The organism is Ensifer sp. EB106-03-01-XG145, from assembly GCF_058792075.1.
In genome coordinates, this window is sequence record NZ_JBYTEC010000003.1 from 168,014 (window position 1) to 187,601 (window position 19,588).

At 63.2% G+C, this 19,588-nt stretch carries 22 protein-coding genes; 7 read left to right on the forward strand and 15 right to left on the reverse strand.

Features of this window, described 5'->3' with window-relative positions:
- Positions 1–149 precede the first annotated feature (149 nt).
- From leuC to rplS, 4 genes are all read right to left on the reverse strand, one after another.
- Positions 150–1,559: a 3-isopropylmalate dehydratase large subunit gene (gene leuC / locus AC3WWH_RS11425; protein ID WP_057254927.1), complete on the reverse strand. Its 1,410-nt coding sequence runs from the start codon at positions 1,557–1,559 to the stop codon at positions 150–152.
- A gap of 242 nt (positions 1,560–1,801) precedes the next feature.
- Positions 1,802–2,623, reverse strand: a complete 822-nt coding sequence (locus AC3WWH_RS11430) for an amino acid ABC transporter permease (RefSeq protein WP_057254926.1) — start codon at positions 2,621–2,623, stop codon at positions 1,802–1,804.
- A gap of 9 nt (positions 2,624–2,632) precedes the next feature.
- Positions 2,633–3,442 carry a basic amino acid ABC transporter substrate-binding protein gene (locus tag AC3WWH_RS11435; protein ID WP_057254925.1) on the reverse strand — a complete coding sequence of 270 codons (810 nt, stop codon included), beginning with the start codon at positions 3,440–3,442 and terminating at the stop codon, positions 2,633–2,635.
- 126 nt (positions 3,443–3,568) lie between these two features.
- Positions 3,569–4,111, reverse strand: a complete 543-nt coding sequence (gene rplS, locus AC3WWH_RS11440; RefSeq protein WP_057254924.1) for a 50S ribosomal protein L19 — start codon at positions 4,109–4,111, stop codon at positions 3,569–3,571.
- A 326-nt stretch (positions 4,112–4,437) separates the two neighbouring features.
- On the opposite strand from rplS, the gene AC3WWH_RS11445 reads away from it, so the two are divergent.
- Positions 4,438–5,184 (forward strand): sulfite exporter TauE/SafE family protein, encoded by a 747-nt coding sequence (locus AC3WWH_RS11445; protein ID WP_058321798.1) that lies wholly within the window; start codon positions 4,438–4,440, stop codon positions 5,182–5,184.
- On the opposite strand, the gene trmD is transcribed toward AC3WWH_RS11445, so the two are convergent.
- The 6 genes from trmD to AC3WWH_RS11475 all read right to left on the reverse strand — a co-directional run bounded on the left by trmD (position 5,166) and on the right by AC3WWH_RS11475 (position 9,552).
- Positions 5,166–5,858 carry a tRNA (guanosine(37)-N1)-methyltransferase TrmD gene (trmD, locus tag AC3WWH_RS11450; protein WP_058321797.1) on the reverse strand — a complete coding sequence of 231 codons (693 nt, stop codon included), beginning with the start codon at positions 5,856–5,858 and terminating at the stop codon, positions 5,166–5,168. The two genes, AC3WWH_RS11445 and trmD, sit on opposite strands and share 19 nt — an antisense overlap.
- An 11-nt stretch (positions 5,859–5,869) precedes the next feature.
- Positions 5,870–6,433: a ribosome maturation factor RimM gene (gene rimM, locus AC3WWH_RS11455; protein WP_058321796.1), complete on the reverse strand. Its 564-nt coding sequence runs from the start codon at positions 6,431–6,433 to the stop codon at positions 5,870–5,872.
- 146 nt (positions 6,434–6,579) lie between these two features.
- Positions 6,580–6,954: a 30S ribosomal protein S16 gene (gene rpsP / locus AC3WWH_RS11460; protein WP_058321690.1), complete on the reverse strand. Its 375-nt coding sequence runs from the start codon at positions 6,952–6,954 to the stop codon at positions 6,580–6,582.
- A gap of 37 nt (positions 6,955–6,991) precedes the next feature.
- Positions 6,992–7,327, reverse strand: a complete 336-nt coding sequence (locus AC3WWH_RS11465; protein ID WP_057254921.1) for a chorismate mutase — start codon at positions 7,325–7,327, stop codon at positions 6,992–6,994.
- A gap of 13 nt (positions 7,328–7,340) precedes the next feature.
- Positions 7,341–8,906 carry a signal recognition particle protein gene (gene ffh, locus AC3WWH_RS11470; protein ID WP_058321795.1) on the reverse strand — a complete coding sequence of 522 codons (1,566 nt, stop codon included), beginning with the start codon at positions 8,904–8,906 and terminating at the stop codon, positions 7,341–7,343.
- A gap of 256 nt (positions 8,907–9,162) precedes the next feature.
- Positions 9,163–9,552, reverse strand: coding sequence for a MarR family winged helix-turn-helix transcriptional regulator (locus tag AC3WWH_RS11475; protein WP_245295995.1), 390 nt, complete (start codon positions 9,550–9,552; stop codon positions 9,163–9,165).
- 208 nt (positions 9,553–9,760) lie between these two features.
- Here AC3WWH_RS11475 and AC3WWH_RS11480 point away from each other — a divergent pair, with 208 nt between their 5' ends.
- From AC3WWH_RS11480 to AC3WWH_RS11505, 6 genes are all read left to right on the forward strand, one after another.
- Complete coding sequence (locus AC3WWH_RS11480) at positions 9,761–10,777, forward strand: MBL fold metallo-hydrolase (protein WP_058321688.1); 1,017 nt, start codon at positions 9,761–9,763, stop codon at positions 10,775–10,777.
- Between the two features lie 92 nt (positions 10,778–10,869).
- Positions 10,870–11,775: a diaminopimelate epimerase gene (dapF, locus tag AC3WWH_RS11485; RefSeq protein ID WP_058321794.1), complete on the forward strand. Its 906-nt coding sequence runs from the start codon at positions 10,870–10,872 to the stop codon at positions 11,773–11,775.
- Positions 11,772–13,046, forward strand: coding sequence for a tRNA (N(6)-L-threonylcarbamoyladenosine(37)-C(2))-methylthiotransferase MtaB (mtaB, locus tag AC3WWH_RS11490; protein ID WP_058321687.1), 1,275 nt, complete (start codon positions 11,772–11,774; stop codon positions 13,044–13,046). The genes dapF and mtaB overlap by 4 nt, the downstream gene beginning before the upstream one ends.
- Before the next feature lie 18 nt (positions 13,047–13,064).
- Positions 13,065–14,858 carry a signal recognition particle-docking protein FtsY gene (ftsY, locus tag AC3WWH_RS11495; protein WP_113398393.1) on the forward strand — a complete coding sequence of 598 codons (1,794 nt, stop codon included), beginning with the start codon at positions 13,065–13,067 and terminating at the stop codon, positions 14,856–14,858.
- A gap of 108 nt (positions 14,859–14,966) precedes the next feature.
- On the forward strand, positions 14,967–15,599 hold the full coding sequence (locus AC3WWH_RS11500) for a septation protein A (RefSeq protein ID WP_093233170.1): 633 nt from the start codon (positions 14,967–14,969) through the stop codon (positions 15,597–15,599).
- Positions 15,596–16,189: a DUF2585 domain-containing protein gene (locus AC3WWH_RS11505; protein WP_058321686.1), complete on the forward strand. Its 594-nt coding sequence runs from the start codon at positions 15,596–15,598 to the stop codon at positions 16,187–16,189. Before AC3WWH_RS11500 ends, AC3WWH_RS11505 begins: the two co-directional genes overlap by 4 nt.
- A gap of 288 nt (positions 16,190–16,477) precedes the next feature.
- On the opposite strand, the gene AC3WWH_RS11510 is transcribed toward AC3WWH_RS11505, so the two are convergent.
- The 5 genes from AC3WWH_RS11510 to ccmA all read right to left on the reverse strand — a co-directional run bounded on the left by AC3WWH_RS11510 (position 16,478) and on the right by ccmA (position 19,537).
- A complete protein-coding gene (locus AC3WWH_RS11510) occupies positions 16,478–17,086 on the reverse strand; it encodes a DsbE family thiol:disulfide interchange protein (RefSeq protein WP_058321685.1) in 609 nt (202 codons plus the stop codon).
- The gene (ccmD, locus tag AC3WWH_RS11515) at positions 17,083–17,259 is read right to left on the reverse strand and encodes a heme exporter protein CcmD (RefSeq protein ID WP_082640735.1); all 177 of its coding nucleotides are present in this window, start codon (positions 17,257–17,259) and stop codon (positions 17,083–17,085) included. The genes AC3WWH_RS11510 and ccmD overlap by 4 nt, the downstream gene beginning before the upstream one ends.
- Positions 17,256–18,026, reverse strand: a complete 771-nt coding sequence (locus AC3WWH_RS11520; RefSeq protein ID WP_058321684.1) for a heme ABC transporter permease — start codon at positions 18,024–18,026, stop codon at positions 17,256–17,258. Before AC3WWH_RS11520 ends, ccmD begins: the two co-directional genes overlap by 4 nt.
- Positions 18,027–18,190: 164 nt before the next feature.
- Positions 18,191–18,850 carry a heme exporter protein CcmB gene (gene ccmB, locus AC3WWH_RS11525; RefSeq protein ID WP_034802831.1) on the reverse strand — a complete coding sequence of 220 codons (660 nt, stop codon included), beginning with the start codon at positions 18,848–18,850 and terminating at the stop codon, positions 18,191–18,193.
- A gap of 36 nt (positions 18,851–18,886) precedes the next feature.
- Positions 18,887–19,537 carry a heme ABC exporter ATP-binding protein CcmA gene (gene ccmA / locus AC3WWH_RS11530; protein WP_057254912.1) on the reverse strand — a complete coding sequence of 217 codons (651 nt, stop codon included), beginning with the start codon at positions 19,535–19,537 and terminating at the stop codon, positions 18,887–18,889.
- Between the last annotated feature and the right edge of the window lie 51 nt (positions 19,538–19,588).

Consider the following 19,588-nt stretch of genomic DNA (forward strand, 5'->3'; position numbering starts at 1 on the left):
TGCGCGTCTGATAAGACGCCCGGCGCTGTAGACTTGTGAGCAGGCAGCTTAGCGCAATTCGCCGATCCGCGCGGAGCGCTGACGTGCGGACAAACAAAAAAGGCCGCCCCGAAGGGCGGCCATTTGCGCCGGAAAAGCTCAAATCCGGCTTATTTCCATTCGCGGATGTCGACGAAGTGACCCGAAACCGCAGCGGCCGCCGCCATTGCCGGCGAGACCAGATGCGTGCGCCCCTTGAAGCCCTGACGTCCCTCGAAGTTGCGGTTCGACGTGGACGCGCAACGCTCGCCCGGCTTCAGCCGGTCGTCGTTCATCGCCAGACACATGGAGCAGCCCGGCTCGCGCCAGTCGAAGCCGGCTTCCTTGAAGATCTTGTCGAGGCCTTCGGCTTCCGCCTGTTCCTTGACGAGGCCCGAGCCCGGAACGATCATTGCCGAAACCGTCGAAGCAACCTTGCGGCCTTCCACCACCTTGGCAACTTCACGCAGGTCCTCGATGCGGCCGTTGGTGCAGGAGCCGATGAAGACGCGGTCGATACCGATGTCGGTGATCTTGGTACCCGGCTTCAGGCCCATATAGTCGAGCGCACGCCACTTGGAGGCGCGCTTGGTCTCTTCCTGGATCTCGTCCGGGTTGGGAACGATACCCTGAACCGAAATCACGTCTTCCGGAGAGGAACCCCAGGAAACGATCGGCGGCAGGTTGGCAGCGTCGAGCACGACGACGCGATCATAATGGGCGCCCTCGTCCGTGTGCAGCGTCTTCCAGTAGTCGAGCGCCATGTCCCAGGCCTTGCCCTTCGGAGCGCGCGGCTTGTCCTTGATATAGGCAAACGTCGTCTCGTCCGGCGCGATCAGGCCGGCGCGGGCGCCGCCTTCGATCGTCATGTTGCAGATGGTCATGCGGCCTTCCATCGACAGCGAGCGGATCGCCTCGCCGGCAAATTCGATGACGTGGCCGGTACCGCCGGCCGTGCCGATCTCGCCGATGATGGCGAGGATGATGTCCTTGGCGGTGACGCCGGGCGGCAGCTGGCCGTCGACGCGCACCAGCATGTTCTTCGCCTTCTTCTGGATCAGCGTCTGGGTGGCGAGCACGTGCTCGACCTCGGACGTGCCGATGCCATGGGCCAGCGAACCGAAGGCGCCGTGCGTCGAAGTGTGGCTGTCACCGCAGACGATGGTCATGCCCGGCAGGGTGAAGCCCTGCTCCGGGCCGACGATGTGCACGATGCCCTGGCGCTTGTCGTTCTCGGAGTAGTATTCGACGCCGAACTCGGCCGCGTTCTTGGCCAGCGCCTCGACCTGGATGCGGCTTTCCTCGTTCTTGATGCCGAGATGGCGGTCAGGCGAAGTCGGAACGTTGTGGTCGACGACGGCGAGCGTCTTTTCCGGCGCGCGGACCTGGCGGCCGGCCATACGCAGGCCTTCGAAGGCCTGCGGGCTCGTCACTTCGTGAACGAGGTGACGGTCGATGTAGAGAAGACAGGTGCCGTCTTCCTGCTCGTTGACCAGGTGGTCGTCCCAGATTTTGTCATAGAGGGTACGCGGTGCGCTCATGGCGGTATATCCATCGAGTTTTCAAAAGGTAGGGATAGCCGGCGGCAAGGCGGCCGGAAACACTGATCAGGAGATCAGGATAGGCGGCTTGTAAGCGCCCCGTGGACGCGCGCAAAGAAGCGTGCCGGCAGGCGCTTGTGATCCTGCAGCACGACGATTTTCTGTTCGCGACATCCGAATTTGGATTCCATGAGCGCGTTCATATCAATTTTTTGACAGGTCGGCAATTGGCGTGATCGCGCTCAGCGGGCCTCCGCGCGCCGCAGCCGCCGCTCCAGCCCCCGCAATCCCAGCGACAGACCGATGGTCAGCACCAGATAGACATAGGCGACGATCGAATAGGTCTCGAAGAAGCGAAAGGAACCGGAAGCATAGACCTTGCCCATCTGCGTTATGTCGGCGACGCCGAGCACCGAGACGAGCGAGGAATCCTTGACCATGGCGATGAAGTCGTTACCAAGAGGCGGCAGGATCACCCGGATTGCCTGCGGAAAGACGACAAGGCGAAAGCGCTGGTAACGCGAGAGCCCGAGCGCCTTGGCCGCCTCGATCTGTCCCTTGTCGACCGAGAGGATGCCGGCCCGGAACACTTCGGCAATGAAGGCGGAATAGCCGATCATCAAGGCGATGATCGCCCGCCACATCAGCGATATATCGCGAACGACGAAGGGCTCGATCCAGCCGGCGCCGATCAACGGCGCGCAGATGAAATTGGCGGCAACGACAAGCGCCGGCGCCCCGACGAAGGCGATATAGAAGAGAAGCACAAGGATCGGCACACCGCGAATGATCTCCGTGTAGAAGCGCGCGATCTGCCGGAGCGACGAGTGCTCGGACAGCGCCATTAGCGCAATACCGAGGCCAAGCGTCGTCGCCAGCACAAAGCCCATGAGCGTTACGAAGACGGTGACGCCAAGGCCTTTGAAGACGACGGTGAAGACCTCGGAGAAGATGTCATTGCTGACGATCACGGCGGCAAGCGCCACCGCGATCACAAGAAGGGCGACCAACCACCAGGGATAGTCGCCCTTGCCGGACATGTCAGGAGATTGCGGAGCGGCCATAGCCTCGGATCAGCCGCCCATTTTGTATTCGAGGAACCACTTCTTATCGAGGGCATCGAAGGTGCCGTCTTCCTTCAGCGCCTTGATCGCGGCGTTGACCGGAGCGACGAGGTCCGAGCCCTTCGGGAAGATGAAGCCGAAATCCTCGGTGCCGAGCGGACCGCCGACGACCTTGAGCTTGCCTTCGGAGGAATCGACATAACCCTTGGCGGCGACGCTGTCGGTCAGAACCACGTCGACGTCGCCGGCCTTCAGCGCCTGGACAGTCGCACCGAAGGTCTCGAACAGCTTGATGCGTGGGTTCTGCTCGTTGCCGTCGAGCATTTCGTAGACGGCGGTGTAGAACGGCGAGGTGCCCGGCTGTGCGCCGACGAGACCGTCGGCAAAGGCGCCGAAGCTCTTGCCGTCGTTGAAACGGTTTTCATCGCTGCGCACCAGCATGAACTGCTGCGAGCGCATGTAGGGGTCCGAGAAGTCGACCTTCTCCTTGCGGTCGTCCTTGATGGTGATGCCGGTCATGCCGATCTGGTACTGGCCGTCATGCACTGCCTGGATCATCGCGTCCCAGCTGGTGTTCTGGTATTCGACCTTGAAATTCAACCGCTTGGCGATCTCGTTCATGGCGTCGTATTCCCAGCCTTTGGCCTCGCCGGTCTTGGGGTCGACGAACTGCAGCGGCGGGTAGGCGTTCTCCGTGACGACGACAACCGTCTTGCCGCCGAGATCGGGCAGATCGCTGGCAACAGCCGGTGCAGAAAATGCGAAAGGAACGGCAAGTGCAGCTGCGATGCCCGCAAGCACGTGGCGACGGATTGTCATTGGAGGGCTCCCGAAAAGTGTGGCAGCGGAAAATGTCACAAATTCCGTCGGAAAGACAAGCGCATAGTACCAAAAAAGAAAGGCGGCCTGAGGCCGCCTTTCTTACAATCCGAATGGATTGAAATCTTATTCCGCTGCAGCTTCTGCTGCCTTGGCTTCGGCGGCTTCTGCAGCGGCCTTGGCTTCTGCTGCTTCGGCTGCTGCCTTTTCGGCGGCGAGAGCCTGAGCTGCTGCGATCTTTTCAGCTTCGATGCGTGCCTTTTCCTCGGCAACGGCCTGGCGCTCGGCGTCGTTCAGCTTGCGGGCGCGCGTGCCGGTGTTCTCGACGATACGAGCCGACTTGCCGCGACGATCGCGCAGGTAGTAGAGCTTGGCGCGACGGACCTTACCGCGGCGAACAACTTCGACGCTTTCGACGAGCGGAGAGTAAACCGGGAATACGCGCTCGACGCCTTCGCCGTAGGAGATCTTGCGAACGGTGAAGCTTTCGTTGATGCCGCCGCCCGAACGAGCGATGCAGACGCCTTCATAGGCCTGAACGCGGGTACGGCTGCCTTCGACAACGCGGACGTTGACGCGCAGCGTGTCGCCGGCGGAGAATTCGGGGAGCGTGCGCTTGGCGGCAATCTTGGCGGCCTGTTCGGCTTCCAGCTGCTGGATGATGTTCATCGGTTTAACCTTTCAAGTTCTTCTGAAACAGCCAGAGCGCTCTCGATGAACCTGTCGGGCTTGCCTTCAGGTCTTGCCGGAAACCGGCAGGAGCGGATTCGCCATTCTTTGTTTTGGTCGACGGGCACAGAACCCGAACCGGGCCGGCACATACACCAATCGATCCGCCTTGTCATCCCCGGAAGCCATATTTTCTCGCCGATCCGCGGCAAGAAACGCCTTTCTATCAGAAAACCCGGATGGATGCATGCTCGATTGTCCGAGCGGACGGGCTTGCGGCCATCCCTGCCACCGGCTATCCCGAGCGTGGTGGGTCGGGGGAGACCATGCATATCTTTGAAGTGCTCATGCTGTTTGCGGCCGGCTTCCTGTCCGGCGTCGTCAATGCCATCGCCGGCGGCGGAACGTTCCTGACCTTCGGGGCGATGACGCTTGGCGGCCTGTCGCCGATCGTCGCCAACGCGACCTCGTCGATCATCCAGTTCCCGGGCTACATCACCTCGGCACTCGCCTATGCCAAGGAGATCCGCGCCGACAGACGATACGCCGTCCTGCTCGGCGTGATCTCGGCGCTCGGCGGCCTTGCCGGCGCACTGCTTCTCATCTCGCTTTCCAACGCCTCCTTTCGTGCTCTGGTGCCCTGGCTGCTGCTCGCCGCGACGGCGATCTTCGCCGCCGGGCCGCTCTTGAAGCCCAAGGCGCGCGTCGACGAGCATGCGATCAATCCGGCCGGCATCGGCGCCCAGTTCGTCACGTCCATCTATGGCGGCTTCTTCGGCGCCGGCATGGGCATCATGATGCTGGCGGTGTTGGGGCTGGCGACCGGCGGCGGCTATCACCGGCTGAACGCGCTCAAGAACTTCATCTCGATCGTGATTGCGGCAATCGCCATCGTCGTCTTCGCCGCCGGCGGCGTCGTCTCCTGGCTGCATGCGGCAATCATGGTGCCGGGGGCAGCACTTGGCGGCTACAGCGGCGTCTGGGCGGCTCGGAGGGTACCCCAAGCCGTCATCCGCGCGCTGGTGGTCGCCGTCGGCCTGCTGCTTGCCGCCTATTATTTCTTCACGGGCTGATCGAGAAGATCGGGCCTGCGCTCGGCCGTCAGACGCCGCGCCTCTGCCTCGCGCCACTTGGCAATGGCGCCGTGATTGCCCGAGGTCAGCACCGCCGGGATCTCGCGGCCCTCGAAGATCTGCGGGCGGGTGTAGTGCGGATGTTCGAGCAGGCCGCCTTCGAAGCTCTCATGCACGCCTGAAAGCTCATTGCCCATGACACCCGGCAGGATGCGCACCACGGCATCGAGCAGTGTCAGCGCCGCCGGCTCACCGCCCGAAAGAATATAGTCGCCTATGGAAACCTCTTCGAGGCCGCGGGCATCGATCACCCGCTGGTCGACGCCTTCGAAGCGTCCGCAGACGATGACGACGCCAGGCCCGGCCGCGAGCTCACGCACCCGCTCTTGCGTCAGCGGCCGACCGCGCGGGCTCATCAACAGGCGTGGACGGTCGTCGCCCTCAGAGACATGGTCGATCGCGCGGGCGAGCACGTCCGGCTTCAGCACCATGCCGGCTCCGCCGCCGGCCGGCGTGTCGTCGACGGTGCGGTGCTTGTCCTCGGCGAAATCGCGGATCTGCACCGGCTCGATCGACCATTGGCCGCGCTCCAGCGCCTTACCCGAAAGGGACGCGCCGAGATGGCCCGGAAACATTTCGGGATAGAGCGTCAGGACAGTCGCGCGAAAAGTCATCGCCGCATCGCTCACTTGCGCTTGGCGGAAAACGGATTGCCCGAATCCTGGTCCTTGTCCTCGGAAAGGCCTGCCGCGACCGGATCGACCAGCAGCTTGCCCGCTTCCAGATCGATCTCCAGAACCGACCATTCGGTGAAGGGGATCAGCACCGGGCGCCGGCCCGGACCTTTCAGCTCCAGAAGATCGCCGGCGCCGAAATCGAAAACGCCGCTAACCTTGCCATAGCTGGTGCCATTGCCGTCGATCGCTTCCAGCCCTTCGAGATCGGCATAGAAGAACTCGTCCTCATCGAGATCGTCGTCCGGCAGGTTGTCCCGCTCGATGAACAGATCGAGACCATTGAGCGCCTCGGCGGCGTTGCGATCGTTGACGCCACGGAAGCGCACGATGACGACGTTCTTCGCCTCGCGGATTTCCAGCACCTCGAATACGCGTCCGTCGGCGCTGTGCAAATTGCCGTAGTCGCCGAGCGCCGTCGGGTCGTCGGTAAAGGATTTGACCCTGACCTCGCCGCGCAAGCCCTGCGCCGCGCCGATCGTCGCCATCAGAACCGGGTTTTCGAGTTTGCTCATCGTCCGCGTCCATTTCGGGAGTTCAGGGTGCACATAACGGAAAACGGGCGGCATGGAAATGCCACCCGTTTCCTTAAAGTCACGACAGGTTGGAAGTGGACGCGGACGGAAGCCCGTGCATCCTGCTTCAAACCATTTGCCGGCTATTATTCTGCGGCAGCTTCTGCAGCGGCAGCAGCGGCGTCTTCAGCCTTCTGCTTGGCTTCAGCAGCGCGCTCCTGAGCCTTCTTGCCCGGAACGGCCTTGGTCGGGTTGCTGCGAGCCGGACGCTTTGCGAGGCCAGCCTGGTCGAGGAAGCGCAGAACGCGGTCGGTCGGCTGGGCGCCCTGGGCGATCCAGTGAGCGATGCGCTCGGCGTCGAGCTCGATGCGCTTTTCGTCGTCCTTGCCGAGCATCGGGTTCCAGGAGCCGATCTTCTCGAGGAAGCGGCCGTCGCGCGGGCTGCGGGCGTCGGCAACGACGATCTGGTAGTACGGACGCTTCTTGGAACCGCCACGGGCGAGACGAATTTTCAGTGCCATTTCAGTTACTCCTTGCAGGCTTTCTTGACCGCTTCGTTCAAGCGGAATGGTTTGTGCCGGCGTTGCCCGCGGAATGCGAGCGATCGGCGGCGATGGCTTCATGATGCCGGATGACTTCCTTGATGATGAAGTTCAGGAACTTCTCGGCGAAATCCGGATCCAGATTGGCATCCTTGGCCAGACGGCGCAGGCGTTCGATCTGGTATTCTTCGCGCGCCGGGTCGGCCGGCGGCAGATCATGCTTGGCCTTGAGAACGCCGACTGCCTGAGTGCAGCGGAAGCGTTCGGCCAACATGTGGACGAGTGCGGCATCGATGTTGTCGATCGACTGCCGGTAACCCGCCAATTCCTGTTTGATTTCGGGATCAATCATCTCTCACCGATCCTCACTTCTTCTTCGGCAGGCCGGGAAGGCCGGGGAAACCGCCACCGAGGCCCGGAAGCTTGGCGCCGCCCAGACCCGGCAGGCCACCGCCGCCGAGACCCGGCATGCCGCCCGGCTTGAGGCCGGCTGCTTCCGCCTGCTTCTGCAGCGCTTCGAGCTGCTTCGGGTCGAGCTTCGACAGGTCGGGCATGCCGCCGCCACCGAGGCCACCAAGCCCCATCTTGTTGGCAAGGCCGCCCATCATCTGCTTCATCATGCCGCCTTTGCCCTTGCCGCCCATCATCTTCATCATGTCCGCCATCTGGCGGTGCATCTTCAGAAGCTTGTTGATGTCGGCGGCATCGGTGCCGGAACCGGCGGCAATGCGCTTCTTGCGCGAATGCTTGAGCAGGTCGGGGTTGGCGCGCTCGGCCTTGGTCATCGAGGAGATGATGGCGAGCTGGCGCTTGAACAGGCTATCGTCGAGGCCGGCGGCGGCCATCTTGTCCTTCATGCCCGACATGCCGGGCATCAGGCCCATGATACCGCCCATGCCGCCCATCTTCTGCATCTGGCCAAGCTGGTCCGCGAGGTCGTTCAGGTCGAACTTGCCCTTGGCCATCTTGGCGGCCATGGCGGCCGCTTTTTCGGCGTCGATGTTCTCGGCCGCCTTTTCGACCAGCGAGACAATGTCGCCCATGCCCAGGATGCGGTCGGCGACGCGGCGCGGATGGAACTCTTCGAGTTCGCCCATCTTTTCGCCGACGCCGATGAGCTTGATCGGCTTGCCGGTGACGGCGCGCATCGACAGCGCTGCACCGCCACGGCCGTCACCGTCCATACGGGTGAGCACCAGGCCGGTGATGCCGACGCGTTCGTCGAAACTGCGGGCAAGATTGACGGCGTCCTGACCGGTCAGCGCATCGGCGACGAGCAGGATTTCGTGCGGATTGGACTTCCGCTTGATCTCCGCCATCTCGATCATCAGCGGCTCGTCGATATGGGTACGGCCGGCGGTATCGAGGATGACGACGTCATGACCGCCGAGCTTGGCGGCCTGGACCGCGCGCGCGGCGATATCGGTCGGCGACTGGCCGGTGATAACAGGCAGCGTATCGACGCCGGTCTGCACACCGAGCTGACGCAGCTGCTCCTGGGCAGCCGGTCGGCGCGTGTCCAGCGAAGCCATCAGGACCTTTTTCTTGTCCCGCGTCTTCATCCGGCTGGCGATCTTGCCGGTGGTGGTCGTCTTACCCGAGCCCTGCAGACCGACCATCATGATGACGACCGGTGCCGGCGCATTGAGGTCGATCGTCACGCCCTCGGAGCCGAGCATCTCGATCAGCTGATCATGGACGATCTTGACGACCATCTGGCCAGGCTTGATCGACTTCAGGATCTCGGCGCCGACGGCCTTTTCGCGAACCTTTTCAGTGAAGGAGCGCACGACGTCGAGCGCGACGTCGGCTTCGAGCAGCGCACGGCGAACCTCGCGAAGCGCAGCGGAAACATCGGCTTCCGACAATGCGCCGCGGCCGGTCAGTCCATTCAATATGGAACCAAGGCGGTCCTGGAGGCTCTCGAACATTCTCACTTCCTTCTGGTTTCCGGTGGCGATCAACTCGCCGGAAACGTGGGTTCCTTCGCGCAGAAAACAAGGCGCAAAGCCAAAAACCACCCGAGGGCGCAACGCGCTGTCGGATGTTGACCTCCGGGTTCTCTTTACACCTTTACGGGACCCGGTCGGCGGCTTCGAAGACTTGAGCTTGCGAAGGAATTGCGGCGGATAAACAGGAAAGCGCGGCAAAAGTCAAGGACGGCAGGGCAATGACGGCTTTTTTGGCTCAGAGCGCCTCGCCCTCGACGGCTGCATCCAGTTCGCCCGCCAGCTGCTCAAAGGCCGTCGCCACCCGCGTCATCACCCGGAGCGTAGCCACCACTTCGGTCTGATTGATATCGCCGAGCAAGGCGTGCAGCATCTCGACTTCGCGGCGATGGATTTCCTCGAACAGATCGCGTCCGGCGGCGGTCGGGACACAAAGATAGGCGCGTCGGTGCTCCGGATTCGGCTGCCGTTCCAGCAATTGCTTGTCCATCAGCCCGGTGACGATGCGCAGCACGAACTGCCGTTTCATCGACAGGCGTCGCGCCGCGTCCGGCACAGTCAGCTGCACTTCGTAAAAAAGTTCGAGAACCGCGCGCTCCGCCACGGATATACCCGCGCCATCGAGCATATGCTCCGACGCTCGCTGCATATTGAGATGGACGGAGCGGACCAGCCGAAGGGTCTTGTAGAGGCGTTCATGCGGGTCGAATCGAACGAGCATGAAAGCACGATAGCAATCCAGTTGCTGTTTTCAAGAATTTGTTAAAGCCCGATCTTCCATCGGATGCGCCGGCGCACCATCTCATGCAATCACAAGACATGCCGAAAGGCTCGGGATGAAGAAATCGCACAATCCATACTATCGAGGCCCCGTCTCCGACCATTTCGACGGGACGCGCTTCTTCAATCCCGGCGGCAGGCCGCCCAAGGGCATGGCTGATTTGCTGCGCTGGCAGTTCGCTGGTGGCAAGGCACGCTGGCCGGCGCACAATCCAAGTCCGTTCGAGCAAGTGAAACCCGAACTCAGCGTCGAAGGCGAACGCCTGCGCGTGACGATGGTCGGTCACGCGACGTTGCTCATCCAGGTGCACGGCGTGAACATTCTCACCGACCCCGTCTGGGCGCGTCGCGCCAGCCCTTTCGCCTTTGCCGGACCGCAGCGCTACAACGCCCCCGGCATCGAGCTCGACGATCTGCCGCCGATCGACATCGTGCTCGTCACCCACAACCACTACGACCATCTCGATGTCGAAACGCTGGCCGCACTGCAGGAGGAGCACGCGCCCCGGATCATCACCCCGCTCGGTAACGACACGATCATCCGCCACGCCGTTCCCGATGCCGAGATAACCGTGGTCGACTGGAACGACCGGGTCGATTGCGGTGATGACATCGTGATCCATGCGGAGCCGTGCCATCACTGGTCGGCCCGCGGCTCGCGCGACCGCCGCATGGCGCTCTGGGCCGCCTTCGTTCTGGAGACTCCGGCAGGCAAGATCTACCATGTCGGCGATACCGGCTTTCATGACGGCATAAACTATCGGGCCGCCCGCGAAAAACATGGGTCGTTCCGCCTCGCCAACCTGCCGTTCGGTTCCTACGAACCGCGCTGGTTCATGCAGGACCAGCACCAGAATCCGGAAGAGGCAGTGCGCGGCATGATCGATTGCGCCGCCACTCATGTCGCCGGCCACCACTGGGGCACGTTCCGCCTGACCGACGAGGGCGTCGACGAGCCGCGGCTGGCGCTGGAACGGGCGCTTGATGCGGCCGGCATCGCCCGCGCCCGCTTCCGGCCGCTGCGCCCCGGCGAGATCTTCGACGTGCCTGCCGTTGCGTCGGCCGCGGAATGAAGGCGGCACTGGTAATTTCCGGGCTTTTCCGCCATATACAGCGCGAATGAAGGGTGCCCTGCTTGACGCGGGCCGGTTTGGACCATCGCCACATGACCGACAACGTGCAATTCGCCAGAATGAACGGGCTTGGAAACAAGATCCTCGTCGTCGACATGCGCGGTCGGAAAGACCGGGTGACGCCGGCAGCCGCGATCGCGCTCAATGCCGACGCAGCAACTGCCTTCGACCAGATCATGGCGATCCACGACCCGAAGGCCACCGGCACCGATGCCTGGATCGACATCGTCAATTCCGATGGCTCCATGGCCCAGGCCTGTGGCAACGGCACGCGCTGCGTCGTCCAGGCGCTCGCCGCCGAAACCGGCAAGAAGGCCTTCCTCTTTCATACGGTCGCCGGCCTGCTCGAAGCCAAGGAACACGACGACGGCACCATATCCGTCGACATGGGAACCCCGCGCTTTGCCTGGAACGAAATCCCGCTTTCCGAGGAATTCCACGACACGCGCCGCATCGAGCTGCAGATCGGCCCGATCGACAATCCCGTGCTGCATTCGCCGTCGGTCGCCTCGATGGGTAATCCGCACGCGATCTTCTGGGTCGACAACGACGTCTGGTCCTACGATCTCGAGCGCTTCGGCCCGTTGCTCGAAAACCATCCGATCTTCCCCGAGCGCGCCAACATCTCGATTGCCCGTGTCCTTTCGCGCGGCGAACTGGATCTTCGGACCTGGGAGCGCGGCGCCGGGCTGACGCTTGCCTGCGGCTCGGCCGCCTGCGCCGCCGCCGTCAGCGCCGCCCGTACCGAACGCACCGACCGCAATGTCATCGTCAACGTGCCCGGCGGGCCGCTGACGATCGAATGGCGCGAGCGCGACGATCACGTGATCATGACCGGCCCGGCCGAATGGGAATGGTCCGGCACGCTGAACCCGACCACCGGCACCTGGCAGCGCGACGAGGCGGAGAGCGCGGGCAGCGGAGCGCGGGCGCTTTGAGCGGCGTCGAGGTCATAACCTTCGGCTGCCGTCTCAATACCTACGAATCCGAAGTGATGCGGGCCGAAGCCGAGAAGGCGGGGCTGAACAACGCCATCCTCGTCAACACCTGCGCCGTCACCGGCGAGGCGGTGCGCCAGGCGCGCCAGGCAATCCGTCGTGCCCGTCGCGACAATCCGCATGCGCGCATCATCGTCACCGGCTGCGCCGCGCAGACGGAAAAAGAGACCTTTGCCGAAATGGCCGAGGTCGACGCCGTGCTCGGCAACGAGGAGAAGCTGAAAAGCGCATCCTATCGCTCGCTGCCCGATTTCGGCGTTTCGGCGGAAGAGAAGCTGCGCGTCAACGATATCATGAGCGTGCGTGCGACGGCACCGCAGATGGTCAAGCACATCGACGGCCACGTGCGCGCCTTCATCCAGGTCCAGAACGGCTGCGATCATCGCTGCACCTTCTGCATCATTCCCTATGGCCGCGGCAATTCCCGCTCCGTGCCGATGGGTGCAGTGGTCGACCAGGCGCGCAAGCTCGTTGAAACAGGCTACTGCGAGATCGTGCTTACCGGCGTCGACGCAACCAGCTACGGCGCCGACCTGCCGGGTGCCCCGACGCTCGGCCTGCTTGCCAAGACGCTTTTGAAGCAGGTGCCGGAGATCCGCCGCCTGCGCCTTTCCTCGATCGACGGCATCGAGGCCGACAAACACCTCTTCGACCTGATCGCCGATGAAGCGCGCTTCATGCCGCATCTGCACCTGTCGCTGCAGCACGGCGACGACCTGATCCTGAAGCGCATGAAACGCCGCCACTTGAGCGCCGACGCCCGCGCCTTCGCCGATGAAGTCCGGCGGCTGCGGCCCGAGATCAGTCTTGGCGCCGACATGATCGCCGGTTTCCCGACGGAGACCGAGGAGATGTTCGAGAATGCCGCGAAGCTCGCCGAGGACTGCGGCATCGCCCATCTGCACGTCTTCCCCTATAGCCCGCGTCCCGGCACGCCGGCGGCGCGCATGCCGCAGCTCGACCGGGCGCTCGTCAAGGATCGCGCCGCGCGCTTGCGGGCAGTCGGCGCGACACTCTACGCCCGCCACCTCGAAGGCATGGTCGGCAGCGAGCAGACGATCCTGGTCGAGAACAACGGGCTCGCCCACACACAAAACTTCACGCTCGTCGATGCCGCCGGCCTGAAAGCCCGCGCGCTTGTCCCGGTCTTAATCACCGGCCACAATGGCAAGCATCTGACGATGCAGGTAAAACAGATGGCTGCGGCCTGATTTATGCGGAATTCCTGAATGGCAATGGGTTTCATCAAGAGGATCTTCACCTTCGGCAAGGGCGCGGTGGAGGAGACGAAGCCGCCGGAAGGTGTGCCCGAGGAGACGATTGTCTCTTCGCCCGAGGCGGAGCCAAGTGCCAAGGCGGTGGAACCGTCTGCGCCTGTCGCCGCGGCTGAAATTGCCGAAGAGACCCCGGACGCCGCCTTCGAGCCGCCTGTCGATATCGAGACGCTGCCGCTCTCCGAGGACGATCCGGTGCTCGAAGCCGAGATCGAGACTGCGGGCGGTCCGGCTTCCGACGATGCCGAAGAGCTGACGCGTGACGAGGCCGGGGCCACACCGTTTGAGGACAGCGTTGCGATGCCCCCCTCTGTCCCCTCGGGACATCTCCCCCAAGAGGAGGGAGATCAGACGGAGGCTGAGGCAGCCATCGACGATGCGTCTCTAACCACCGAGACCGCGGAAGCTGTTGCCGACGAGAAGCCAGCGGATTCCCCAGCGGATTCCATTGAGATCATCGTAACCTCCCACGAGGCCGAGACCATCGAGGGCACCGCAGAAGCCTTGCCAACTGCGGACGATGCCGAAGCCGAACCACGCGACATCACGACAGCCGAAACGCCCGTGGCTGACGCCGTGGGCGACCCCAGCGCGATCTCCCCCCCTGTGGGGGAGATGCCCGGCAGGGCAGAGGGGGGTGAAGCCGCAACCGCAGCCCTCCGTGAAAACCTCGAGACCGCGGAGACCGACCCCACAGAAGCAGCGGCCGACATCTCACAAATCGAGGCTTACGAAGCGGATGTAGCTGCCGCAGCCCCTGCCCTTCCCAAGGGCTTCGCAACCACCGACAACAAGCCCAAGGACGAGCCCCTCGCCGCGCCGAAGGAAAAGCTCACCTGGTACCAGCGCCTGCGCCGCGGCCTTGCCCGCACCTCGTCGCAACTGACCGGCCAGATCGCCAGCCTCTTCACCAAACGCAAGCTCGACGAAGCGACGCTCCAGGATCTCGAGGATCTGCTGATCCAGGCCGATCTCGGCGTCGAAACCGCGATGCGCATCACCGATACGCTCGCCTCCGAGCGCTATGGCAAGGATGTCTCCGGCGAGGACGTCTCGCGCATCATGGCCGGCGAGATCACCAAGGTGCTTTCGCCCGTCGCCAAGCCGCTGGAGCTCGACCTCAGCCACAAGCCGCATGTCATTCTGGTGGTCGGCGTCAACGGTACCGGCAAGACCACGACGATCGGCAAGCTCGCCGCCAAGCTTTCGGGCGCAGGCCTCAAGGTCATGCTTGCCGCCGGCGACACCTTCCGCGCCGCGGCGATCGAGCAGCTGAAGATCTGGGCGGAGCGCACCAAGTCCGACATCGTTTCCTCCAAGCTCGGCGCCGATGCCGCCGGTCTCGCCTATGAAGCGTTCCAGCAGGCGCGCGAGAAGAAGTCCGACGTGCTGATCATCGACACCGCCGGCCGCCTGCAGAACAAGGCGGAGCTGATGGCCGAACTTGAGAAGATCGTGCGCGTGCTCGGCAAGCTCGATCCGGATGCACCGCACACGGTGCTCCAAACGCTCGATGCCACGACCGGACAGAACGCGCTGCAGCAGGTGGAGATCTTCCGCAATATCGCCGGCGTCAGCGGTCTGATCATGACCAAGCTCGACGGCACGGCGCGCGGCGGCATCCTCGTTGCCATCTCCGCCAGGCACAAGCTGCCGGTCTACTTCATCGGCGTCGGTGAAGGCATCGACGATCTGGAGCCTTTCGAGGCCAAGGATTTCGCCGAGGCGATCGCCGGCGTTGCCGCCTGACGAGGCCGTTCTGCGCCCGCGCATTTGCGCGAGCCCGTTGCCTTGATATGGTTTTGCCGCAAAGCTGGTGTTATGAGCAGCAGGCACATGCAGAAACAGGACCCGGAAATGTCGTCGATCGAGGCTACCAAGCCGCAGAAGGAAGTCAGCCCCTTGCTCAAGATGGTGCTGGAGCTTGGACCGCTGATGGTCTTCTTCTTCGCCAATTCGCGCGGCGAATGGCTGGCCGGGCATTTTCCGGCGCTCGCCGAGCTCGGCGGCCCGATCTTCATCGCCACCGGCCTGTTCATGGCCGCGACCGCGATCGCGCTCGCCGTCTCCTGGATGCTGACCCGCACCCTGCCGATGATGCCGCTGATCTCAGGCATCGTCGTCTTCGTCTTCGGTGCGCTGACGCTGTGGCTGCAGAACGACACCTTCATCAAGATGAAGCCGACGATCGTCAACACGCTGTTCGGCGCGATCCTGCTCGGCGGTCTTCTCTTCGGTAAGTCGCTGCTCGGCTACGTCTTTCACTCCGCCTTCAAGCTCGACGAGGACGGCTGGCGCAAGCTCACGCTGCGCTGGGGCCTGTTCTTCCTGTTCCTGGCCGTGCTCAACGAAGTGGTCTGGCGTTCGTTCTCGACCGATTTCTGGGTCGCCTTCAAGGTCTGGGGCACGATGCCGATCACCATCCTCTTCACGCTCGCCCAGATGCCCTTGATCATGAAACATTCGCTTGACCAGGAGAACGCCGAGTGAGCACCGCGCTTGAGGAGAATGACAGCCGCAGCCGGCACGCACTCCTCTGGCTCGCCGCCTGTTTCGCGGTTCTGCTGATACAGATCGTCACCCAGCATCTGATGGGTCGCATCTGGATCTGCGACTGCGGCTACGTCAAACTCTTCGAACCCGTCGTCAAATCCAGCGGCAACTCGCAGCACATCGCCGACTGGTACACACCTTCCCACATCATCCACGGCTTCCTGTTCTACGGCCTCGGCCACCTGCTTTTGCGCCGCAAGCCGCTGACGGCAAAGCTCTTCCTGGCGATGGCGATCGAATCCGCCTGGGAAATCGCCGAAAACACCCCCATGGTGATCAACCGCTACCGATCGGCGACGATCTCGCTCGACTATTTCGGCGACAGCATCCTGAATTCGACCATGGACACCCTGGCGATGGTCGCGGGCTTTATGTTCGCGGCCCGCATGCCCGTCTGGCTGACGGTCACGATCGCCATCGTCTTCGAGCTTTTCACCGGCTGGCTGATCCGCGACAATCTCACTTTGAACGTGCTGATGCTGGTCTGGCCGCTCGATGCCGTCAGGGACTGGCAGGCTGGGATTTAGTCGGGCTCATCTCCGGCGCGCCCGTCGAATCCGGCTTGCACAGCTTGCCCAGCGCATATGGGCAATGCAGTCTCATCAAGCTTTTGCTCGGATATCACAGGGATCCAGCAGCCGCGCGTCCGCGCGGCGGAAGACTTAACCGCGCTAGCTTCCGGTAACCGGAAAGAGAAAGCCCCACGCGCCGCCGACGCGGTGCGGCTGGTTTCCTGTGACAAGCACAGGAATGAGGCAAGGTAGGTGATCCGCCCGGAAACCACTAAGCCGTTGGCAGCATTTCCAAACTACCACTCACGAGCCCGCAACGGCCTTCTCGATGGCCGGCAGCAGTCCATTCTTGACGCTGTTCTCGTCGAACGGGCCGACACGCTTGTAGAGGATCGTGCCATCGGCGCCGACCAGATAGGATTCCGGAATACCGTAGACACCCCAATCGATCGCCGCCTTGCCGCGGGGATCGACGCCGACGGCGGAAAATGGATTGCCGAGCTCGCCGAGGAAACGCAGCGCGTTTTCGTTCTGGTCCTTGTAATTGATGCCGACGACGGTGAGCCGCGGGTCCTTCGACAGTTCCAGAATGAAGGGATGCTCCTGACGGCAGGGCACGCACCAGGAGGCCCAGACGTTGACGAGCGTCAGCTTGCCTTTGATCGCCACGTCGGTCAGCGCCGGCATCGGCTGGCCATCGCGGGTCGCCCCTTCGAGTGCAGGAAGGTCGAGTTTCGGCGCCTTCGTGCCGATCAGTGCGGACGGGATCTCGCTCACGTCCTTGCCGGAATTGAGTTGGCTCCAGAAGATCGCCGCAAGCCCGGCGAAAATGATGAGCGGCAGTGCCGCGAGCACGAAACGCATCGGCCCCGGTTTGCGCTCGTCGCTGCCGGGCGCAGGAGTGCTGGTCATCGTGTCTCTCCCGATGCCGGTTCGGCGGAGCGCCTGCGAATGCCCGAGGCTTCGAGTTCGGCAAGCTCACGCCGACGCGCGCGCCCATCCAGAACCACCCAGGCGATCAGGCCTAGAACCGTCAGCGTCGCTATTCCATAGCTGGTAAAGACGTAGGCGGCGTGGCTCATCATTTCGTGCGGCCTCCCCGGCCGGCGCTACGCGCCGCCAGACGGCGCAGCGCCATGACGCGCCGGCGCAGGATTTCGTTGCGCATGGCGGCGATGTGCAGCGTGAAGAACAGTAGCGTGAAGGCAACCGCCATCACGATCAGCGGCCACAGGAACTCCGGATCGATCGTCGGCCCATCGAGCCGCATGACGCTCGCCGGCTGATGCAGCGTGTTCCACCATTCGACCGAGAACTTGATGATCGGGATATTGACGAAACCGACGAGCACCAGCACCGCGGAAACCTTGGAAGACCGCGCAGGATCGTCGATCGCGCGGTTGAGCGCCATCAGTCCCAGATACATGAGGAACAGCACAAAGACCGAGGTCAGCCGCGCGTCCCAGACCCACCAGGTGCCCCACATCGGCTTGCCCCAGAGCGAGCCGGTGACGAGCGCCAGGAAGGTGAAACAGGCGCCGATCGGTGCTGCCGCGCGCGAAGAAACATCTGCCAGCGGATGGCGCCAAACGAGCGTGCCAAGCGCTGCCAGCGCCATCACCGAATAGCACATCATCGACAGCCAGGCGGCCGGAACATGCACATACATGATGCGCACCGTCTCGCCCTGCTGGTAGTCGCCTTCTGTGGCGAAGGACAGCCAGAGGCCGACGGCGAAGAACAGCGCGGTCAGGCCGGCAAGCCACGGCAGCAGACGGTCGGCCAGCGCCAGGAACCGTGTCGGGTTGGCGAGGTCGCTGAATTTGCGGATGGCCAGGCTGTTTTCGCTCATGATGGCTCTTTAACGCTTAAGTCCCCCTGCTGCAATTGATCCGCGTCAATCGACCGATCACGATCAGTTGGGGCCTTCAATCATAAACGTGATCGATCTGAAGGACTTAGCGACGGCTGCGACGGAAAACCGCAAACTGTTTCAGCCGTTCCGCTCCTATTGCGTCAATCGGACGCGTGCCGAAGTGCTGCTGCGGCGGCAACCGGCCCGATGACGGCAAAGAACAGGGTGATCGCCGCGAGGATCATCAGGGGCGGCAGGAACGGCGCCGGGTCCTCGATCGCCGCATAGACGGCGCTGACGCCGAAGATCAGCACCGGGATCGCAAGCGGCAGCACCAGGATCGACACCAGCAGCCCGCCGCGTGGCAGCGACACGGCGACGGCAGCGCCGACCGCACCGATGAAGGTGATCGCCGGCGTGCCGATCAGAAGCGTCAGCATGGTGGCGCCGATCGCGATCTCGCTCATGTTCATGAAGAGACCGAGCAAGGGCGAGGCGATCACCAGCGGCAGGCCGGTCGCTGCCCAATGGGCCGCGCATTTGACGAAGACGGTGAAAAGCAGCGGCGTCTCCTGCATCAGCATCAGGTCGAGCGAACCGTCGTCCCGCTCCGCCTGGAACAGGCGATCGAGACCGAGTAGCGAGGCGAGCAGCGCGCCGATCCAGAGGATCGCCGGGCCGATGCGCGAAAGCAGGTTCAGATCCGGGCCGACGCCGAAGGGAATGACCGCGACCACGGTCATGAAGAAGAGCACGCCGATCATCGCGCCGCCGCCGGCGCGTATCGACAGCTTCAGATCGCGGAAGAAGAGCGCGATCATGCCGGCACTCTCCCGGCAGCGAGCACGGACGCGCTTTTACGCATCATGCCAGAGCCCTCCCGCGAAATGCTCGAAGCCCTTCATGTGCAATTCCCTCGTTTGATCGAGCCCCAGCGGTTGATGCGTCGCTGCGATCACGATGCCGCCCTTCCCGAGATGCGCCTTTACCAGGTCGGCAAACAGCCGATCGGCGCCGGCGTCGAGTGCCGCGGTCGGCTCGTCGAGAATCCAGATCGGGCGATGGGCGACGAGCAGCTTCGCCATCGCCATGCGGCGTTGCTGACCGGCCGAGAGATATCCGAAGGGCAGATGCGCGATATCAGGCAGGCCGACCGCTTCGACCGCCTCGGTAAGAGCGATTCCGACGCCGCCGGGCGAATCGCCCATGAAACGCTGCCAGAAGGAAAGATTTTCTGCGACGGTCAATTCGCGCTTCATCGCGTTGCGATGCCCGAGATAGTGGCTGAGCTCCGATGGGTGAGCTATTTCTGGGGGGGCGTTCTCAAGTTTCAAATGTCCGCTTTCGGGGCTCAGCAACCCGGCCAGAACCCGCAGCAAAGTCGACTTTCCCGAGCCGTTCGGACCCGTCACCACAAGGGCCTCACCGGTATCGAGCGCAAAGGAAATATCGTTAAAAATCAGATCCTCGCCGCGCTTCGCACTCAAACCTTCAGCCAGCAGGCGCATGAATATTAGACTTCCCTTCGCGTGTCTTCCGCAGAGCAAAAAAAGTTCCAA

Coding starts and splice junctions, on each gene's coding strand:
- leuC (WP_057254927.1), bottom strand. CDS start 1,559: ATGAGCGCACCGCGTACCCTCTATGACAAAATCTGGGACGACCACCTG.
- AC3WWH_RS11430 (WP_057254926.1), bottom strand. CDS start 2,623: ATGGCCGCTCCGCAATCTCCTGACATGTCCGGCAAGGGCGACTATCCC.
- AC3WWH_RS11435 (WP_057254925.1), bottom strand. CDS start 3,442: ATGACAATCCGTCGCCACGTGCTTGCGGGCATCGCAGCTGCACTTGCC.
- rplS (WP_057254924.1), bottom strand. CDS start 4,111: ATGAACATCATCCAGCAGCTGGAAGCCGAACAGGCCGCCAAGATTGCC.
- AC3WWH_RS11445 (WP_058321798.1), top strand. CDS start 4,438: ATGCATATCTTTGAAGTGCTCATGCTGTTTGCGGCCGGCTTCCTGTCC.
- trmD (WP_058321797.1), bottom strand. CDS start 5,858: ATGACTTTTCGCGCGACTGTCCTGACGCTCTATCCCGAAATGTTTCCG.
- rimM (WP_058321796.1), bottom strand. CDS start 6,433: ATGAGCAAACTCGAAAACCCGGTTCTGATGGCGACGATCGGCGCGGCG.
- rpsP (WP_058321690.1), bottom strand. CDS start 6,954: ATGGCACTGAAAATTCGTCTCGCCCGTGGCGGTTCCAAGAAGCGTCCG.
- AC3WWH_RS11465 (WP_057254921.1), bottom strand. CDS start 7,327: ATGATTGATCCCGAAATCAAACAGGAATTGGCGGGTTACCGGCAGTCG.
- ffh (WP_058321795.1), bottom strand. CDS start 8,906: ATGTTCGAGAGCCTCCAGGACCGCCTTGGTTCCATATTGAATGGACTG.
- AC3WWH_RS11475 (WP_245295995.1), bottom strand. CDS start 9,552: ATGCTCGATGGCGCGGGTATATCCGTGGCGGAGCGCGCGGTTCTCGAA.
- AC3WWH_RS11480 (WP_058321688.1), top strand. CDS start 9,761: ATGAAGAAATCGCACAATCCATACTATCGAGGCCCCGTCTCCGACCAT.
- dapF (WP_058321794.1), top strand. CDS start 10,870: ATGACCGACAACGTGCAATTCGCCAGAATGAACGGGCTTGGAAACAAG.
- ftsY (WP_113398393.1), top strand. CDS start 13,065: ATGGCAATGGGTTTCATCAAGAGGATCTTCACCTTCGGCAAGGGCGCG.
- AC3WWH_RS11500 (WP_093233170.1), top strand. CDS start 14,967: ATGTCGTCGATCGAGGCTACCAAGCCGCAGAAGGAAGTCAGCCCCTTG.
- AC3WWH_RS11510 (WP_058321685.1), bottom strand. CDS start 17,086: ATGACCAGCACTCCTGCGCCCGGCAGCGACGAGCGCAAACCGGGGCCG.
- ccmD (WP_082640735.1), bottom strand. CDS start 17,259: ATGATGAGCCACGCCGCCTACGTCTTTACCAGCTATGGAATAGCGACG.
- AC3WWH_RS11520 (WP_058321684.1), bottom strand. CDS start 18,026: ATGAGCGAAAACAGCCTGGCCATCCGCAAATTCAGCGACCTCGCCAAC.
- ccmB (WP_034802831.1), bottom strand. CDS start 18,850: ATGATCGCGCTCTTCTTCCGCGATCTGAAGCTGTCGATACGCGCCGGC.
- ccmA (WP_057254912.1), bottom strand. CDS start 19,537: ATGCGCCTGCTGGCTGAAGGTTTGAGTGCGAAGCGCGGCGAGGATCTG.